This is a genomic window from Cohnella sp. (genome assembly GCF_041640265.1).
Lineage (GTDB): Bacteria > Bacillota > Bacilli > Paenibacillales > Paenibacillaceae > Cohnella.
Genome location: NZ_JBEQAP010000014.1, coordinates 1 through 15,789 on the forward strand (window position 1 = coordinate 1; position 15,789 = coordinate 15,789).

Consider the following 15,789-nt stretch of genomic DNA (forward strand, 5'->3'; position numbering starts at 1 on the left):
AAAAGTAGTCCCAACAGCAATAGCTTATGGGATAGCGGGGTTGGACGGTAACCAGTCCGTCAACGTGTCAACTCCACTGGTGTTAAGCATTCGGTAGCAGGTACGAATGACACACCAGAGACCCCCACTTCAACCGGAGTGTCAGCGGAGGTAAGTGGTGGGAGTATTCATTAGGGTCATTAATGTTTAATAAGAGCGAAGGCTGCTGATATAGCAGCCTTTTTTAATAGAATTAATAAGTTCTGTAGAGTTCTATAGTTTCGGGGCTGCCAGACGCTTCGCAAGAGCTGTGATCACTTATAATCCGAGTCTTTATGACGATATCCCTTCGACTCAGGACCGACTTGTTCGATTTATTCTTCACCTGAGCGAAGGGGATTTCGTCATAAAAGGGCGAGAAGGGAGGGTCTGAAAGAAGGGGATATCACCCTAGATATATATATTCCCAAAAATAAATAATGGTTGACACCGTAAAAACAGCGATGCTATGATAAGCCCCATAAACAAATCCGAAGTAAAGAGGTGAAGGGAAATGAACCAGTTCTTCCAAACGTTTGAGGGAAAACTTAAGCCAGCATATAACGAGCATCAATCCATCAGCGATATGCAGCAGGAGCCTCATTTCACCGACATCCAATTTCATAATCAAGATCTTTACAGCAACGTTAGCCGATCGGTTAGTCGGGTGCACTCCACACCCTGATGTACATGCCGATAGTTCTACATAAGCGTTCCTCGTAAAGACGACTTGATGCCAAGTGGTCTTTTTCTATGGCTGAAATGCCGTGGAGAAAGGTCGATTGGGCGGAAGTGGTCTTTTTTTTCAAATTCAAGGAAAGGCAAGGTGATAACCATGAGAAACAGCAAACAGCACAATTATCAACCAGTCGAACATAAGATTAATCGAGTTTTTATTGCTGATTTCTTTGGTTTCCTATTGCCTCATAACCCCTTAGGTAGTCGATTTACGAAACAAGGAAGCGGACCGTCACATCATCGGCGAAGCTTACCTTCGTTGACTGGGTGATGTTACCCTATATTCGTGTATCGAGCTACCTAAGATCCGGATGATCCGTTCGCTGCCTGTCGGCAGAAGCGGTACCGGTGAACAGGTAGCTTTTTTCATGGAGACCATGGCGAAAAGGCGAACGCAGCGGATTGTGACTCCGTTAGTACCAGTTCGAGTCTGGTTGGTCTCCCCAAATATTGCCCGATTGCCAAGCGGCAAGGCAGATGACTTTGAATCATCGATCGCAGGTTCGATCCCTGCCGTTCCGACCACAATTTTATGGAGGCGTTAAGATGGCAAAGAGTAAAGCACGTAAACAAAGAGAACAACTCGTAAGACAAGGTAAGTTAGATCCCGTGATGGGCAGAGGAAGTTGGCATGGCGTACGACCTGTAACACGGAGTATTCCAAACAAGAAGAGAGACGCAAAGAATCATGACTACAGTCGAGCACTTAACGCGGGTTGAAGGTTGGACTGTGGTCATGGTGAAACATATCGGAAGGGTCGAGGCGATAGGCGCGCCTTATCGCAATTTCGCGGTCGCATAGCTACTATGAAATTTATAAAGAGGAGTTGACACACATGGCTTACCAAACCATCGCGGGGGTCCGCGTCTGGGGGAACCCGGATGAAGGCGTGTTAGCCCAAGCCCATACTTGCGCGGCCTATGGCAACGTGGTTCAAACCCTGTTAATGGCCGATCATCACAAAGGCTACAGCCAACCGATCGGGGGAGTTGTCGTATACGACGGTCAAATCTCACCTTCAGGAGTAGGTTACGACATCGCTTGCGGCAACAAGGCGGTCAGAACGAATCTATACGCCGCAGATATGAAATCCCAACTAGGGAGCATCATGAATGAAATCGCACGGAAAATTTCGTTCGGGGTCGGGCGCGTGAACAGTGAGAAGGTGGATCATTCGTTATTCGACGATCCGGATTGGAGCGTATATTCGTCCGCTGCATGGCAGGGGCCGATGAGTTCGACCCTTATAAAGATTAGATAGGTGCGGAAGATATGGATGCTGGCTCACTATGAACTAGCGGAGATGAATAGATAGATTCTATTTTCTCGGTTGTGAACGTGATTTAACGATAGCAGGCTGGCAAAGGATCGACATTATTCGTGAATATCTAGAATGTATTTCAGAGCTAAGAAGGGATATGCCTCTGCTTACCTCACGGGGTTGGTTTCAGATGTTTATAGATTTTATGAACGATTCAAATAGAACAAGCTCTTCTTCAACACTCAAATGAGCTGGAAGTCTAGGCAATTATTCAAAAATTGAACCTATAGGTTAAAGTTGAATTCGTGTGTATGTAAGAGCGAAGGGAGGATTGTTATAGTCTGATTGGGTGATGAACATTGAGCTTCGACTATTCTATTATTGGAAACCGGATTAAGAAAGCTAGGGAAGACAAGGGGATCACACAGGAGATTCTTGCGGAATCCATGGATGTTTCCAACGCTTACATAAGTAAGATAGAGAGAGGCCGGACACCGGTTAATCTTGATAATTTGGATAAAATATGCGCGGTTCTTGAGACAACTACCGATTATATTTTGCGTGGAACGAATACCACTACCGACGATTATATGCGGAATGAAATTATAGATATGCTAGAAGGCTGCTCACCGGAGAAGATCAAGCTGATAGCAAGGGTGATTAAACCGATTCTTGAATACAAAGAGTAATGACAAATAGAGGAGGCTGCAATCCTTGGCTCTAACTCTGGCTCTGGAATTAGCGGAAACCTTCATCCGAATCAAGTTGCGAGTATTGGCAATGACACATCTTTATGTTCGTACTCAGAGCAATAGCTTAGTCATTTACTCTATGGAAAGAAATGAGGAGGCAATAAGGGGAATTCTGACACATTCTTCAGGGAATGAATTTATTCTTAGTATCGCTAATCATCGAGGTAAGTGGGAATTGATTCCATTCGTAGGTGAACTGGCGAAGATGATGGATTTGTTGACTGAAGATCTGACGTTTGCTTTGGCTCGATGGTCTGAAAGCGAAATCATTGTATAACATGGGCACATGCTGAAAATAGGTGGAAGATCGGGGACAAAAGTCGGCCCCTCGCTCCCACCATGCCCCATCTAACTACGACGAATCCGGCCTCAAGATACTAACGATATAGTCACTTCAGCATCAGCCCTTTTCAAATAAAAGAGAGCCGAGTAAAGTTACTCCGCGACTCTCAAATTAATGCTATAATCTTCCTTGTACAGCCGCCTTGGGTGGGAAAATACATGCCTCCAGTACGGAGGTGGTGTGTATGTCGTTTTCGTTAATTGAGGTTATAATGCTGGGATCTTTTCTTCTCGCCCTTTTAACTTACTTAAAACGAAAATAACCCATCCTTAGGTTGCGCCAGGGAATAGGTTACTTTCATCTAGACACGTTTTTTGCTTGGTAGGCTCCCCACTCAAGCGTTGTACAGGGGGAATGGCGTTGGCGCGCCGTTCCCTTTCTTTATTTACAAGTGTAAACCACAAATTTGAATTACGCAATTGTTAGATAATAAATATTCATTGTTTTTGCGGATAACGGCAGAACGCAGGGCGAGATGGTCGTCTGGATACGCAGCAATCAAGCTGTTTATGTTACTTTATATGACATGAAAATACATGTAATGATATATTCATTGACACAACATGGGGTTGGACCTTTATAATGGAGTTAATGGAAAGACAGAACGATAACCGAATACGCGGATGATGGTAGCGGGAGAGATTACCGGTTTCGAAGGTAACGCCGAAGGAGTAAGCCCCCTTGCGGGTGAATCTCTCAGGTAAAAAGGACCGCTATCGGACGCAACTCTGGAGAGAATCCCGGCAGCGGGATCACCCAAGGGGAAACTTGCGTATCGTTTACATGGACACCATGGAGCGAAGGCGAGGTAACTCTCAGGTAAAAAGGACAGAGCGAAAGGAACGCATGCAAGCGCCTACGGCGAAACGCGTGCAGATCCTTTCGGCTGTCCTTTTTGTTGTTCCGAATAGACTGTATATGAGGTGATGGAATGAGCGAATTACGACGGACTCCTCTGTTTCCCCTTTATGCGGGTTGTCCCGCCGTCCGATGCATCGATTTCGGCGGTTGGGAGCTGCCGGTCCAGTTCTATGGCATTCAGCGGGAGCATGATGCGGTTCGCGGGCAGGCGGGACTGTTCGATGTGTCTCACATGGGTGAGTTCATAGTGACCGGACAAAACGCGGAAGCCTTCCTGCAGCGGATGACGACGAACGATGTGTCCCGTCTATCGACGGGACAGGCGCAGTATACACTCCTGTGTTATCCGAATGGTGGCGTTGTCGACGATCTGCTGATTTACAAGCTGAACCAAGACCAGTACCTGCTCGTGGTCAACGCCTCGAATATTGAAAAGGATTTCGCTTGGCTGAGCGAGCACCTGCTCGGAGACGTCGTATTGGAGAACCGTTCCGAACAGACTGCGCTGCTGGCGCTCCAAGGGCCGGCAGCCGCGCAGATTCTAGCCCGCGTCACGGCGGAGCCGATCGGTAAGCTTGCTCCGTTTTATTTCCTCCATCAAGCGGAAGTGTGCGGACGCAAGGCACTTGTCTCGCGCACAGGTTATACGGGAGAGGACGGCTTCGAAATATATCTCGACTCCGGGGACGCTCCGCATGTATGGCGGGAGTTACTGCGGGCAGGCGAGATAGACGGCCTTATTCCTGCAGGGTTGGGCGCGCGGGATACTCTCCGCTTCGAGGCTAAGCTTCCCTTGTATGGTCAGGAGCTGTCCAAAGACATCTCGCCGCTGGAAGCGGGACTCGGCATGTTCGTGAAGCTGGCTAAGGAGGGCGGTTTCATCGGCCGGGAAGCACTGGAGAGGCAGAAACAAGAAGGCTTGACTCGCAAGTTGGTCGGAATCGAAATGCTGGACCGCGGCATTCCGAGATCCCATTATCCGGTGTTTGCAGGCGACCGCCAGATCGGCGAAGTGACGACAGGAACGCAGTCGCCGACGTTGAAGCGCAATCTGGGATTGGCGTTGCTGGATATTGCTTATACTGAATTGGACACGGAAGTATGGGTGGAAATTCGCGGCAAACGGCTGAAGGCCGCCGTCATCAAAGCCCCTTTTTACAAAAGAACGCAGACAACGGGTGAAGGAGCAAAACCATGACAAAGCACCGCTACTTACCGATGACGGAACAGGACGAAACCGAAATGCTGAAGGCGATTGGAGCAAATTCCATTGAAGAGCTCTTTATGGATATTCCCCAATCTGTTCGCTATGACGGCATCCTGCCGATGTCCGGGGCGCTGAGCGAACCCGCATTGCTGAAGCATATGCACCAACTCGCGGACAAGAACGCCGATTTCGACCGATTCACCAGCTTTTTGGGCGCAGGCATTTATGATCATCATATCCCCGTCGTCATTAATCACGTCATTTCCCGATCTGAATTTTACACGGCTTATACGCCGTATCAGCCGGAGATCAGCCAAGGAGAGCTGCAAGCCATCTTCGAATTCCAGTCGTACGTTTGCGAGCTGACCGGCATGAAGGTTGCCAACGCCAGCATGTACGACGGCGCCACCGCGTTGGCGGAAGCCGCCGCGCTTGCCAGCGGGGCAACGAAGCGCAAGCGAATCGTCGTCTCCCGCACCGTTCACCCGGAAGCCCGGGAAATTCTACTTACCTCGGCGCGCGGGTTGGGACTCGAGGTCGTTGAGGTCGGCTATGTGAACGGCACAACCGACCTGGCTGAGCTGGATGCGGCGATAACCGACGATACGGCAGCAGTGCTCGTTCAGACGCCGAACTTCTTCGGCTGCTTGGAGGATATCCGGTCCATAGAACCGGTTATTCATGCGCGCAAAGGTCTGCTCGTCATGAGCGTCAACCCGTTATCGCTCGGAATACTCGAATCGCCTGGTGAGCTGGGTGCGGACGTTGTCGTAGGAGATGCGCAGCCGCTTGGCATTCCTGCATCGCTCGGCGGTCCGACCTGCGGCTTCTTCGCGGTGTCGGAGCCTTTGATGCGGCGAATTCCTGGCCGGATCGTCGGGCAGACGGTTGACTCGGAAGGTAAGCGGGGGTTTGTGCTGACGCTGCAGGCGCGCGAGCAGCATATCCGCCGGGAGAAGGCGACATCCAATATTTGCTCGAACCAGGCGCTGCTAGCTCTATGCGCTTCTGTATATATGTCCACCTTAGGCAAAGCGGGCATGCAGGAAGCGGCTTTACTGAACCTGAGGAAATCCCATTACGCCTCCGGGCAGGTGGAAGGGAGCAGGTCTTTCTCGCTGCCGTTCACCGCTCCGTTCTTTAACGAGTTTGTCGTGAAGCTGCCGGCGGGGGCGGAAGCGGGCTTATTAAACGCCAAGCTGCTCAAGGCGGGATATATCGGGGGTTATGATTTGGGTGCCGCATATCCGGAGCTTGCGGGACATCTGCTCGTCGCCGTGACGGAACGCAGAACGAAGGAAGAAATCGAAGGATTTATTTCCGAAATGGAGGCTTGTCTATGAAACCGGAAAAAGCACTGATCTTCGAGATGAGCAGGCCGGGACGTATCGCGTACTCTTTGCCTGAATGCGATGTTCCCGACATTGAGGCTTCCACCGTTGTTCCCTTCGGGCTGCTGCGCGGTAAGCCGGCAGAGCTTCCGGAAGTGTACGAGGTTGATGTTATTCGCCACTATACGGAATTGTCCCGCCGCAACTTCGGCGTCGATAACGGTTTCTATCCGCTCGGCTCCTGCACGATGAAATACAATCCGAAGATAAATGAAGATGTGGCACGATTCGCCGGCTTTGCCAAGATTCATCCTTACCAGCCGGAAGAGAGCATCCAAGGCGCACTTGAGCTGTTGTATACACTCCAGAATGATTTGGCCGCGTTAACGGGCATGGATCAGGTGACGCTGCAGCCGGCGGCCGGAGCGCACGGCGAGTGGACCGGACTGATGCTCATTCGGGCATATCACGAAAGCCGCGGCGATCACCGCACGAAGGTAATCGTGCCGGACTCCTCCCACGGAACGAACCCGGCCAGCGCTACGGTGGCCGGATTCGAGACCGTCACCATTAAATCCGACGCACGCGGCATGGTCGATCTCGATGCGCTGCGCGCCGCGGTCGGCAGCGATACCGCGGCGCTCATGCTGACGAATCCAAGCACGCTCGGCTTGTTCGAGGAGCAAATCGTAGAAATCGCTGAAATTGTGCATAATGCAGGGGGCTTGCTCTATTATGACGGGGCCAATTCGAATGCTATTATGGGAATTACCCGTCCTGGGGACATGGGCTTTGACGTCGTCCACCTCAATCTGCATAAGACGATGAGCACGCCGCATGGCGGAGGCGGTCCGGGTGCAGGACCCGTTGGCGTCAAGAGCAGGCTGACCCCGTTCCTGCCGAAACCGATCGTAAGCCGACGTGAAGACGGAACGTATTATTGGGACACAGACCGTCCGCAGTCGATCGGTCGCGTCAAAGCCTTCTACGGAAATTTCGGCATTCTCGTTCGTGCTTATGCGTACATTCGTACGTACGGTCCCGATGGTCTCCGTCGTGTGTCCGAATGCGCCGTACTGAATGCTAACTATATGATGCACCGGCTCGCTCCCTATTACGAAGTCGCTTATCCCGGCATCTGCAAGCATGAATTCGTGTTATCCGGCAAACGGCTTAAGACATTTGGCGTCCGTACGCTCGACGTGGCCAAGCGGCTGCTCGATTTCGGTTATCATCCGCCGACCATCTATTTCCCGCTTAATGTCGAGGAAAGCATCATGATCGAGCCGACGGAAACCGAAAGCAAGGACACGCTCGACGCGTTCATCGAAACGATGATCCAGATCGCCAAGGAAGCGGAGACAGATCCGCAGATCGTGCTGAACGCGCCTTATTCGACCGTCGTCAAGCGGCTTGACGAAACGACGGCCGCGCGCAAGCCGGTACTCTATTGCACTTGCGGCTGAGCCGCTGCGCATCGGATGTCCAAGCGATAAGACAGACAATCTATATGAAGAGAGAAGGCGCTTAGATGAGCGAAGTCAGAGAACATTTGGTGTACAGTCCAGAGCACGAATGGGCAGTAACAGTTGAAGGGCAGATCGTCAGAATAGGTATTACGGATTATGCGCAAAGCCAATTGGGCGACATCGTATTCGTCGAACTTCCGGAGCCGGGAGCGAGTGTCAATGCCGGAGAAAGCATGGGATCGATCGAATCGGTCAAAACCGTCTCCGAGCTGTACAGCCCGGTATCCGGCAAGGTGCTCAAAGTAAACGAGATATTGATCGATCAGCCCGAGCTTCTGAACGGAGAGCCCTATGAAGGCGGTTGGATCGTCGAAGTGGAAGTCGAGGGAAGCGTGGAAGAAGCCTTCGGCAAGCTCCTGACGGCGGAAGGGTACCAGGCCATTATCGAGTAAAGGATTAAATGGCGAGGAGGGATCTAATCTTGAAGCAGTTCGATATTGTCGTATTGGGCGGCGGTCCCGGAGGATACGTTGCTGCGATACGGGCGGCACAGCTCGGACGGACTGTTGCGGTAATAGAGCGGGATAAATTGGGGGGTACATGCCTGCATAGGGGCTGTACCCCCAGTAAGGCGATGCTGCGCAGCGCGGAAGTCTATCATTCGATTCGGCACAGCGCGGAATACGGGATAGAAACGGAAGGCAGCAGGCTGCGTCTGGAGCTGGTGCATGCACGCAAGAATACGATAATCGAGCAGCTGCATAAAGGCGTTCAGTTTCTTATGAAGAAGAATCGTATCGAAGTGCTGCATGGTCACGGACGGATTGTTTCGGTTCCGGGAAAAGAAGGTTCTCCGGGGGTTATAGCCGTTGCGGCGGCAGGAGAAGAGAGTGATATCGCTTTCGACAACTTGATCATCGCCACCGGATCCCGCCCACGCTCTTTGCCCGGTCTTGCGATCGACGGGAAGTATGTCATTACCAGTGAGGAAGCGCTGGAAATGGACGCTCTGCCCGCCTCGGTCGTCATCCTCGGCGGCGGAGCAATTGGCGTCGAATGGGCGTCCATGCTGAACGATTTCGGCGTGGAGGTTACGATCGTAGAGTTCGAAGGCCGCCTGCTTCCGCTTGAGGATGCAGATGTGTCCAAAGAACTTCAGCGGCTGTTCGCCAAGCGGGGGATTAAAGTGCTGACCGGCGCAAAGCTGCTTCCGGAATCGCTGAAAACCGGACCGCATGGCATATACGTTCAGGCGGAGCAAGCGGCTGGCCTGAAGGAGCTGTCCGCAGACAAACTTCTTGTAGCCGTCGGTCGTGAGGCGAATGTTGCTGGCTTTGGCCTTGAGCAGACAGGGGTCCATATTGAGCGGGGGGTAATCGCTGTAGATGGTGCAATGAGAACCGCTGAACCGAATATTTACGCAATCGGCGACGTGATCGGCGGCCTGCAGCTTGCTCATGCGGCCAGCCACGAAGGTCTATGCGCGGTTGAAGCAATTGCCGGGACGCATCCGGAGCCGATCGATCTTACGCTTGTACCACGATGCATTTACGGCCGTCCGGAGATCGCCAGCGTCGGGGTAACCGAACAGCAGGCGGTGGAGCGGGGGCATGAAGTCAAAACAGGGAAATTCTCGTTCAAGGGCATCGGAAAATCGCTTGTCTACGGAGCGTCCGACGGGTTCGTCAAAGTGGTGGCGGATGCCCGCGACAATGCCATATTAGGGGTTCATATGATCGGACCCCATGTCACGGATTATATCGGAGAAGCCTCTCTGGCCCAATTGTTAGGCGCGACGACCTTGCAGGTAGGGAAGATGATCCACCCCCATCCGACGCTATCCGAAATTATCGGCGAAGCGATGCTGGCAGTAGATAGAGCAGCTATCCACATGTAGTAAATCGACAAGCAAGAGGAGGGGATACGCATGTGGAGATTCGTGCATACCGGCAACCGTTCACCAGCCGAAAATATGGCGATTGACGAAGCGATGCTCTCAGCGCATCAAGAGGGAATTACCCCGCCGACCGTCCGTTTTTACGGGTGGAACCCCGCAACATTGTCCATCGGCTACTTCCAGCAAGCGGACAAGGAAGTTGATTTCGCCGCCCTTCGTTCCCGCGGCATCGGATTTGTCCGGCGGGCAACCGGCGGGCGTGCTGTGCTTCACGACCGCGAGCTGACTTACAGCATCATCGTTTCCGAATCTTATCCGGGCATCCCGGCCAGCGTGACGGAAGCATACCGCGTGCTTAGCATCGGATTGCTTGAGGGTTTCCGCCGCCTTGGATTAGACGCGCGTATGACGGGAATGGACGCTGTGATGGATGAAGCCGAGGAGACCGCAGCATTGTCCAGCACGGGTTCTTCGGCTTGCTTCGACTCGCCTACGCGCTACGAACTTGTCGTCGAAGGCCGAAAGATCGCCGGCAGCGCGCAAATGCGGGCCAAAGGCGTTATTCTCCAGCATGGTTCCATCTTACTGGATCTCGATACAAACCTTCTATTCGATGTGCTTCGTTTTCCCGACGAACGCGCGAAGATCAGGATGAAACGCGTCTTCGAGAGCAAGGCGGTTGCGGTCAATGCTTGCATGCGCGAGAGGAATAAACCAACGGTAACCATGACGGAGCTCGAGGCCGCCTTCCGCGCAGGATTCGCGGAAGGTCTCGGTGCCGATTTGGTGCCGGGCAAGCTATCGGATTTGGAGGAGGAGCGGGCGCGGCTTCTTGCCATCGAGAAATATGCCTCTGACGGGTGGAACCTTCGAAGATGAGCTTCATCCATTATTGTAATATTTTATAAATAATTGATTCATAGCTATCAATCCGCAGTTTAGACGAATCTTTCTCAGAGCGACGATCGTCTTTTCCCGTACGATAGATTACATTCTCGCTATCTCTAGAAAATTCGCTTGCCAAAATGTTATTTTCAAAACTGACATACAAACAATCCTTTGATAAATTAACTAACACCAAATACTTGCTGTCTTCATATTGTCGCGTATAAGACAATACCATCTCTTCCGAGTTACGAATGAACTCTAGTTCTCCCATCCAAAATGCCGGATTGTTTGTTCGAAGATGAATCAGGAATTTATAGTGCTCAAACATCTCGGTATCAAATTGATTCCAGTTCAATTTATATTCATCGAATAGAGACGTCCAAGTTTCCATCGTTCTCTCATTAAATTCTTGCCCCATCATAATGAAAGGTGTACCTTCAAGAGTCAACAAGATAGTAGCTGCAGGCCCTGCAAGCTTTTCGCCAAAATCATCACATATTCTTGACTGTTCTTTCTCCTCTAGCCAACTCATTCTTCGAGCATTTTTAGGAAAGCTGTACTTATAAGAGTTATAAATCTCCATAAAATCATTTTGCGTAATTGTTCCGTCACTCATATCGCGAATCAGTATCCGGGGATTGCCATCGTAGGTCAAGTCACAAGATTCAATATGATGATATTCATCGTATGATTGGGAGATAAGGATGAGATCGGCTTTTACTTGTTGCAGTGCATGCTTAATCTCGGATAGAAAGTCATAGGGAGTAAGGTCCGAATCATCTAATCTAAACCCGTCGAAATCAAACTCAATAATCCAATATTTCATAGCCTCAATGACGTAATTCCTCATTTGACGGTTATTAAATTGTATACCGGCGAAATACTCTCGATTGGGTACATCATAATAGATTTCATTTCGTTCATTTCGCGTAAAATATTCCGGATGGCTTCCCGTCAGAATGTGATCCGCGCTTGTGCGGTTCAAAACCCAATCCATAATGACTTTAATCCCGTTCTCATGTGCTTTGCGAATAAATAGTAATAGGTCATCTTTTGTTCCCAAACAAGGATCAATCGAATAAAAATCTTTTACCGCATAGGGGTCTCCGTATTTACCAATCCTCCCTTTAAGTCCAATTTCGTTAAACGGCATCAGCCAAAGTGTATTTATGCCTATTTCTTTGAAATAGTCTAACTTCTCTGTTAGTCCATTAAAACCGTACTCGGTAAACGCCCTAATATGAAGTTCATAAATCACCGATTTTTTAATCCATTCCGGACTATGGATAGCCGTAAAGTTCTCATACATATATCCCGGCCGTTCTTTGGAAATCTCATTTGTTCTGATCAGAACTTCTCCATCCTCAGTAACAGTAATTGCCGAATTATTCTGCCCATCCTCCGACACGCTCGGATTCATGGGGTCCAAAATCCACGCTTCCCCGTTAAACACGAATTTATAGAGATGTCTTCCCTTAGGTATGGCTAATTCAATTTCCCAACCTTTTGCATCCTCCATTTTGCTCATGCAGTTTCTATCGCCATTCCAATGATTAAAAGTCCCTGCTACCGAGACACGATCAACTTGAACATCCGGGTAGTAAACAAATCTTACACCCTGTGCTCCTTTTGTCGGAAAGTGAGGTGGCATCGTATGATCTCCTTTATTGTGTAATGCGGCTCTATTCTTTCTCTTCTCATATAGTAGCTGAAATGAAACAATCTACCAATTACAGATTCCATTCAAATATGACGCTATTCTGCTGTTATCTTCTATTCCTAGGAGATGAGATTCGGATTGAGCATCGATTAGATTTATTTTCCAAAGACAGAGCTGCTACCCTCTTAAAATCAGATAGAGTACCGAATACTTATAGAGAGTAAGCAGATAATTTAAGGAGGAGTATAAAAAATGAGAAAAAGTTGGATGATCATCGGATCGTGTGTAATGGCGTTAAGTCTTATGACCGGATCGGCATTTGCAGCATCGGGAAACAGTAATGGTTCAGCAGGTGCGAGTAAGCAGGGGTCGGGACAATTAAACGTGGATATTACGGTGGAAGCCGAGGCAAACGCGTCTGTTACCTCCGCTACCTATGGCGACCAAGGTCATAATGGATACAAGGGACTTCTTAAAGCGATCGTTAATGTGAAGGACAAGCCTGCCGGAGCAGCTATCGCAGAGCTTTTGATAACCAAATACGATACAAAGCTTACTGCTGAAATGAAAGCTGAACTTGAGGCTATCGTAGAGGCGGATGCGGCTTTGTCGGCGGTTGCTGATTATATGGTTATTAACGGAGACGTGAACGGCGCGGTTTCTGTACAGAAGGAAGCTGTTTTGGCTGATGTCGAAAATCTTGAGGCTTACAAAAAGCTAGGGAAGCTGTACGCTAAAATAGGGAAAAAGGGCATCAAGCTATATGTAAACGGTGAAGAGCCTGCTTTTACTACAGCCCCATTCGTTCGCAGCGGTAAAACTCTAGTGCCATTCCGCGCTATTGCAGTGGCTTTAAAAGCAGATGTAAGCTGGAACGCAGAGGAGCGTTCTGTTACCGTTATCCGTGACGGTATAACCGTTAAACTCTTTATTGATAGTAAGACTGCATTTGTTGACGGCAAGAAATTAACCCTTGAGGTTGCGGCAGCAATCGAAGGGGGCAGCACTGTTATTCCCGTTCGATTCGTCAGTGAAGCTTTGAAGGCCTCTGTTAAATGGGAAGCTGAAACCAAATCCGTAGTCATTTACGAGTAATAATCCGGAAAATACCGATCGACTATATTTCTTTCGTGCCAAAGCAGTTGTCGCAGAGTTTCCTCTGCGACGGCTGCTTTTTAATAGGAAGTTATAGCGTTATGTGAAAAATGATTACCCGCGAATCTTGTTTCTTGCTGAAATGATTTATTTCCCTTTACAATTTATTTAAAGGGGAGTGACGAGATGACAAGTGCTGTGCGAGAACCGAATATTTCTAAATACGCCCCTAAACGGTATCTTTGCAGGAGAACGAATCTAGCATTGACTTCACTTGACGGTCGGCTGGATAAACCGTTCTGGGATATCGCGGAATGGAGCGATAATTTTGTGGATATTGAAGGCGACGCCAAGCCCTCGCCTGCCAAGAGAACACGAGTTAAGATGCTTTGGGACAACAACTATTTGTACTTCGGCGCTGAGCTCGAGGAAGACGAAATATGGGCGACGCTCACCGAACGGGAATCCGTTATTTTTCAGGACAACGATTTTGAGATTTTTATCGATCCCGACGGTGATACCCATAACTACTACGAATTCGAAATGAACGCTTTGAATACGATTTGGGACTTATTGCTGGTGAAGCCGTATCGCGAAGGAGGACCGTGCGTGAACGGCTGGGATATCCATGGTATCCGATCTGCGGTTCATATTGACGGGAGGTTAAATGAACCTTCAGCAGACAACCGTTCTTGGAGCGTTGAGGTGCTGATGCCGTGGAACGCACTGAAAGAATGTGCTCTGGAAGCGCGGCCTCCTCTTCCCGGTGAGTTTTGGCGGGTTAATTTCTCACGGGTACAATGGCAAGTGGAAGTAAAGGACGGTAAGTACGTGAAGAAACAGGATCCCCAGACAGGGCGTCCTTATCCGGAGGATAACTGGGTCTGGTCTCCGATGGGCATTGTTAACATGCATTATCCGGAGCTATGGGGTTATGTCTTTTTCACCAATGATCCGTCCGGAGGAATACCTCAAATCCCTGAGGATGAACAACGGAAGTGGGATCTCCGAAGGCTGTACTATCGTCAGAGTCAATATTATGCGGAACACGGACGATACAGCAACGATATTGCGGCCTTGCAAGTAAAGGATTGTATTGCTAAGCCCGAGATTGAGACAACATCCCGAACGTTCCTCGCATCCGTACCGAGTTCAGACGGGAGAACGCGGATATATATACAGGAGGACGGGAAAGTATGGAGCCCGTGAACCATAATGTTCTGTCAATGGAGAAACAATTTATATTCGCGGACGACCGGCCGTTTCCGAGCTGCCACGCCTCCACGCTGGCTATTCTACCTAACGGGGACGTACTGGCGGCATGGTTCGGCGGGTCTTACGAAAAGGCGAGCGATGTCGCGATTTGGATGTCCCGCCGAAGCGGGGACGCGTGGTCGGCGCCGTATAAAATCGCGGATGAAGAAGGCATTGCGCACTGGAATCCTGTTCTGTATGCGGAGGGCCTGAAGATTTGGCTATTCTACAAAGTGGGACATGAAATCCCGGCCTGGTTTACACGGATTATGCGCTCGGAAGACGGCGGGCAGACCTGGTCGGAGCCGGAGGAGCTCGTCCCCGGCGATATTGGAGGCCGGGGCCCCGTTCGCAGCAAGCCGATCCGGTTAAGCGACGGTTCAATGGTAGCTCCAACTTCGGTGGAATACCGCGATCCGGAAACGCCGGGAAAGGAAATCTGGGAAGCCTATGTGGATATCACCGGGGACTCTGGAAATACATGGACTCGCAGTGCTATCGTTCCGATGAATGTATCGGAACTGGTTGGAACAAACTATGGGCCGAGCAAAGGGCTCATTCAACCGACGCTGTGGTCGCCCGGCGGCTTTATCGTTCACATGCTGCTCCGGAGCACGGAAGGAATGATATTCCGGAGCGATTCCGAAGATGGCGGTTTCACCTGGTGTACGGCGTATCCCGCAGGCTTGCCGAACAACAACAGCGGGATCGATGTTGTTCTCATGGACAAGGGGAAGCTGGCACTCGTGTTTAACCCCGTGAGCGGTTTTACGACCGATTCTCCGCGCACCCCTTTGGTCATCCGCTTCTCTTCGGACAACGGATTCACATGGACGGATGAGGTTGTCCTCGAAGACGGTCCCGGCGAATATTCCTATCCGGCAATTGTTTACAGAGACAATGAACTTTACGTCACCTACACGTGGAACAGGGAACGGATCGTCTTCAGGAAGCTGGTTATGCTACCGTGAAGCGTTGGCTTGAAAACGGGGATTTTGGGTCCCGTTTCTTTTT

General features: G+C 50.2%; 13 protein-coding genes, 1 tRNA gene, 1 pseudogene and 2 riboswitches. Of the genes and pseudogenes, 14 read left to right on the forward strand and 1 reads right to left on the reverse strand.

Translation table 11 applies throughout. From position 1 onward, the window contains the following. Positions 1-532: 532 nt before the first annotated feature. The 11 genes and pseudogenes from ACESLK_RS12360 to ACESLK_RS12410 all read left to right on the forward strand — a co-directional run bounded on the left by ACESLK_RS12360 (position 533) and on the right by ACESLK_RS12410 (position 10,757). Positions 533-703: a hypothetical protein gene (locus tag ACESLK_RS12360; RefSeq protein ID WP_373229768.1), complete on the forward strand. Its 171-nt coding sequence runs from the start codon at positions 533-535 to the stop codon at positions 701-703. A gap of 424 nt (positions 704-1,127) precedes the next feature. Continuing rightward, positions 1,128-1,202, forward strand: a tRNA-His gene (locus ACESLK_RS12365). A gap of 390 nt (positions 1,203-1,592) precedes the next feature. Further along, a pseudogene (locus ACESLK_RS12370) lies at positions 1,593-1,982 on the forward strand (RtcB family protein); the annotation flags it as partial. 395 nt (positions 1,983-2,377) lie between these two features. Further along, positions 2,378-2,707, forward strand: coding sequence for a helix-turn-helix domain-containing protein (locus tag ACESLK_RS12375; protein ID WP_373229769.1), 330 nt, complete (start codon positions 2,378-2,380; stop codon positions 2,705-2,707). Between the two features lie 25 nt (positions 2,708-2,732). Next, a complete protein-coding gene (locus tag ACESLK_RS12380) occupies positions 2,733-3,047 on the forward strand; it encodes a hypothetical protein (protein WP_373229770.1) in 315 nt (104 codons plus the stop codon). Positions 3,048-3,736: 689 nt separating this feature from the next. Further along, positions 3,737-3,836: riboswitch (glycine riboswitch) on the forward strand. A 3-nt stretch (positions 3,837-3,839) separates the two neighbouring features. After that, positions 3,840-3,947, forward strand: a riboswitch (glycine riboswitch). A gap of 97 nt (positions 3,948-4,044) precedes the next feature. Then, positions 4,045-5,172, forward strand: a complete 1,128-nt coding sequence (gcvT, locus tag ACESLK_RS12385) for a glycine cleavage system aminomethyltransferase GcvT (RefSeq protein ID WP_373229771.1) — start codon at positions 4,045-4,047, stop codon at positions 5,170-5,172. Then, positions 5,169-6,524, forward strand: a complete 1,356-nt coding sequence (gene gcvPA, locus ACESLK_RS12390) for an aminomethyl-transferring glycine dehydrogenase subunit GcvPA (RefSeq protein WP_373229772.1) — start codon at positions 5,169-5,171, stop codon at positions 6,522-6,524. Before gcvT ends, gcvPA begins: the two co-directional genes overlap by 4 nt. After that, positions 6,521-7,978 (forward strand): aminomethyl-transferring glycine dehydrogenase subunit GcvPB, encoded by a 1,458-nt coding sequence (gcvPB, locus tag ACESLK_RS12395; protein WP_373229773.1) that lies wholly within the window; start codon positions 6,521-6,523, stop codon positions 7,976-7,978. The genes gcvPA and gcvPB overlap by 4 nt, the downstream gene beginning before the upstream one ends. Positions 7,979-8,043: 65 nt before the next feature. Beyond that, a complete protein-coding gene (gene gcvH / locus ACESLK_RS12400) occupies positions 8,044-8,433 on the forward strand; it encodes a glycine cleavage system protein GcvH (RefSeq protein WP_373229774.1) in 390 nt (129 codons plus the stop codon). Between the two features lie 26 nt (positions 8,434-8,459). Continuing rightward, a complete protein-coding gene (gene lpdA / locus ACESLK_RS12405) occupies positions 8,460-9,878 on the forward strand; it encodes a dihydrolipoyl dehydrogenase (protein ID WP_373229847.1) in 1,419 nt (472 codons plus the stop codon). Positions 9,879-9,908: 30 nt separating this feature from the next. Then, positions 9,909-10,757: a lipoate--protein ligase family protein gene (locus ACESLK_RS12410; RefSeq protein WP_373229775.1), complete on the forward strand. Its 849-nt coding sequence runs from the start codon at positions 9,909-9,911 to the stop codon at positions 10,755-10,757. Positions 10,758-10,767: 10 nt separating this feature from the next. Here ACESLK_RS12410 and ACESLK_RS12415 read toward each other — a convergent pair whose 3' ends face one another. Then, positions 10,768-12,417, reverse strand: coding sequence for an alpha-amylase family glycosyl hydrolase (locus tag ACESLK_RS12415; RefSeq protein ID WP_373229776.1), 1,650 nt, complete (start codon positions 12,415-12,417; stop codon positions 10,768-10,770). 261 nt (positions 12,418-12,678) lie between these two features. On the opposite strand from ACESLK_RS12415, the gene ACESLK_RS12420 reads away from it, so the two are divergent. The 3 genes from ACESLK_RS12420 (at position 12,679) to ACESLK_RS12430 (ending at position 15,746) form a co-directional block, all read left to right on the forward strand. Next, on the forward strand, positions 12,679-13,521 hold the full coding sequence (locus ACESLK_RS12420) for a copper amine oxidase N-terminal domain-containing protein (RefSeq protein ID WP_373229777.1): 843 nt from the start codon (positions 12,679-12,681) through the stop codon (positions 13,519-13,521). A gap of 186 nt (positions 13,522-13,707) precedes the next feature. Further along, positions 13,708-14,730 carry a carbohydrate-binding family 9-like protein gene (locus ACESLK_RS12425; RefSeq protein ID WP_373229778.1) on the forward strand — a complete coding sequence of 341 codons (1,023 nt, stop codon included), beginning with the start codon at positions 13,708-13,710 and terminating at the stop codon, positions 14,728-14,730. Next, on the forward strand, positions 14,718-15,746 hold the full coding sequence (locus tag ACESLK_RS12430) for a sialidase family protein (RefSeq protein ID WP_373229779.1): 1,029 nt from the start codon (positions 14,718-14,720) through the stop codon (positions 15,744-15,746). Before ACESLK_RS12425 ends, ACESLK_RS12430 begins: the two co-directional genes overlap by 13 nt. Positions 15,747-15,789: the final 43 nt, after the last annotated feature.

Excerpts from the sequence above, each read along its gene's own strand:
- ACESLK_RS12415 (WP_373229776.1), bottom strand. The coding sequence starts at position 12,417 with ATGCCACCTCACTTTCCGACAAAAGGAGCACAGGGTGTAAGATTTGTT.
- gcvPA (WP_373229772.1), top strand. The coding sequence starts at position 5,169 with ATGACAAAGCACCGCTACTTACCGATGACGGAACAGGACGAAACCGAA.
- gcvT (WP_373229771.1), top strand. The coding sequence starts at position 4,045 with ATGAGCGAATTACGACGGACTCCTCTGTTTCCCCTTTATGCGGGTTGT.
- gcvPB (WP_373229773.1), top strand. The coding sequence starts at position 6,521 with ATGAAACCGGAAAAAGCACTGATCTTCGAGATGAGCAGGCCGGGACGT.
- ACESLK_RS12420 (WP_373229777.1), top strand. The coding sequence starts at position 12,679 with ATGAGAAAAAGTTGGATGATCATCGGATCGTGTGTAATGGCGTTAAGT.
- ACESLK_RS12360 (WP_373229768.1), top strand. The coding sequence starts at position 533 with ATGAACCAGTTCTTCCAAACGTTTGAGGGAAAACTTAAGCCAGCATAT.
- ACESLK_RS12410 (WP_373229775.1), top strand. The coding sequence starts at position 9,909 with ATGTGGAGATTCGTGCATACCGGCAACCGTTCACCAGCCGAAAATATG.
- gcvH (WP_373229774.1), top strand. The coding sequence starts at position 8,044 with ATGAGCGAAGTCAGAGAACATTTGGTGTACAGTCCAGAGCACGAATGG.
- ACESLK_RS12425 (WP_373229778.1), top strand. The coding sequence starts at position 13,708 with ATGACAAGTGCTGTGCGAGAACCGAATATTTCTAAATACGCCCCTAAA.
- ACESLK_RS12430 (WP_373229779.1), top strand. The coding sequence starts at position 14,718 with ATGGAGCCCGTGAACCATAATGTTCTGTCAATGGAGAAACAATTTATA.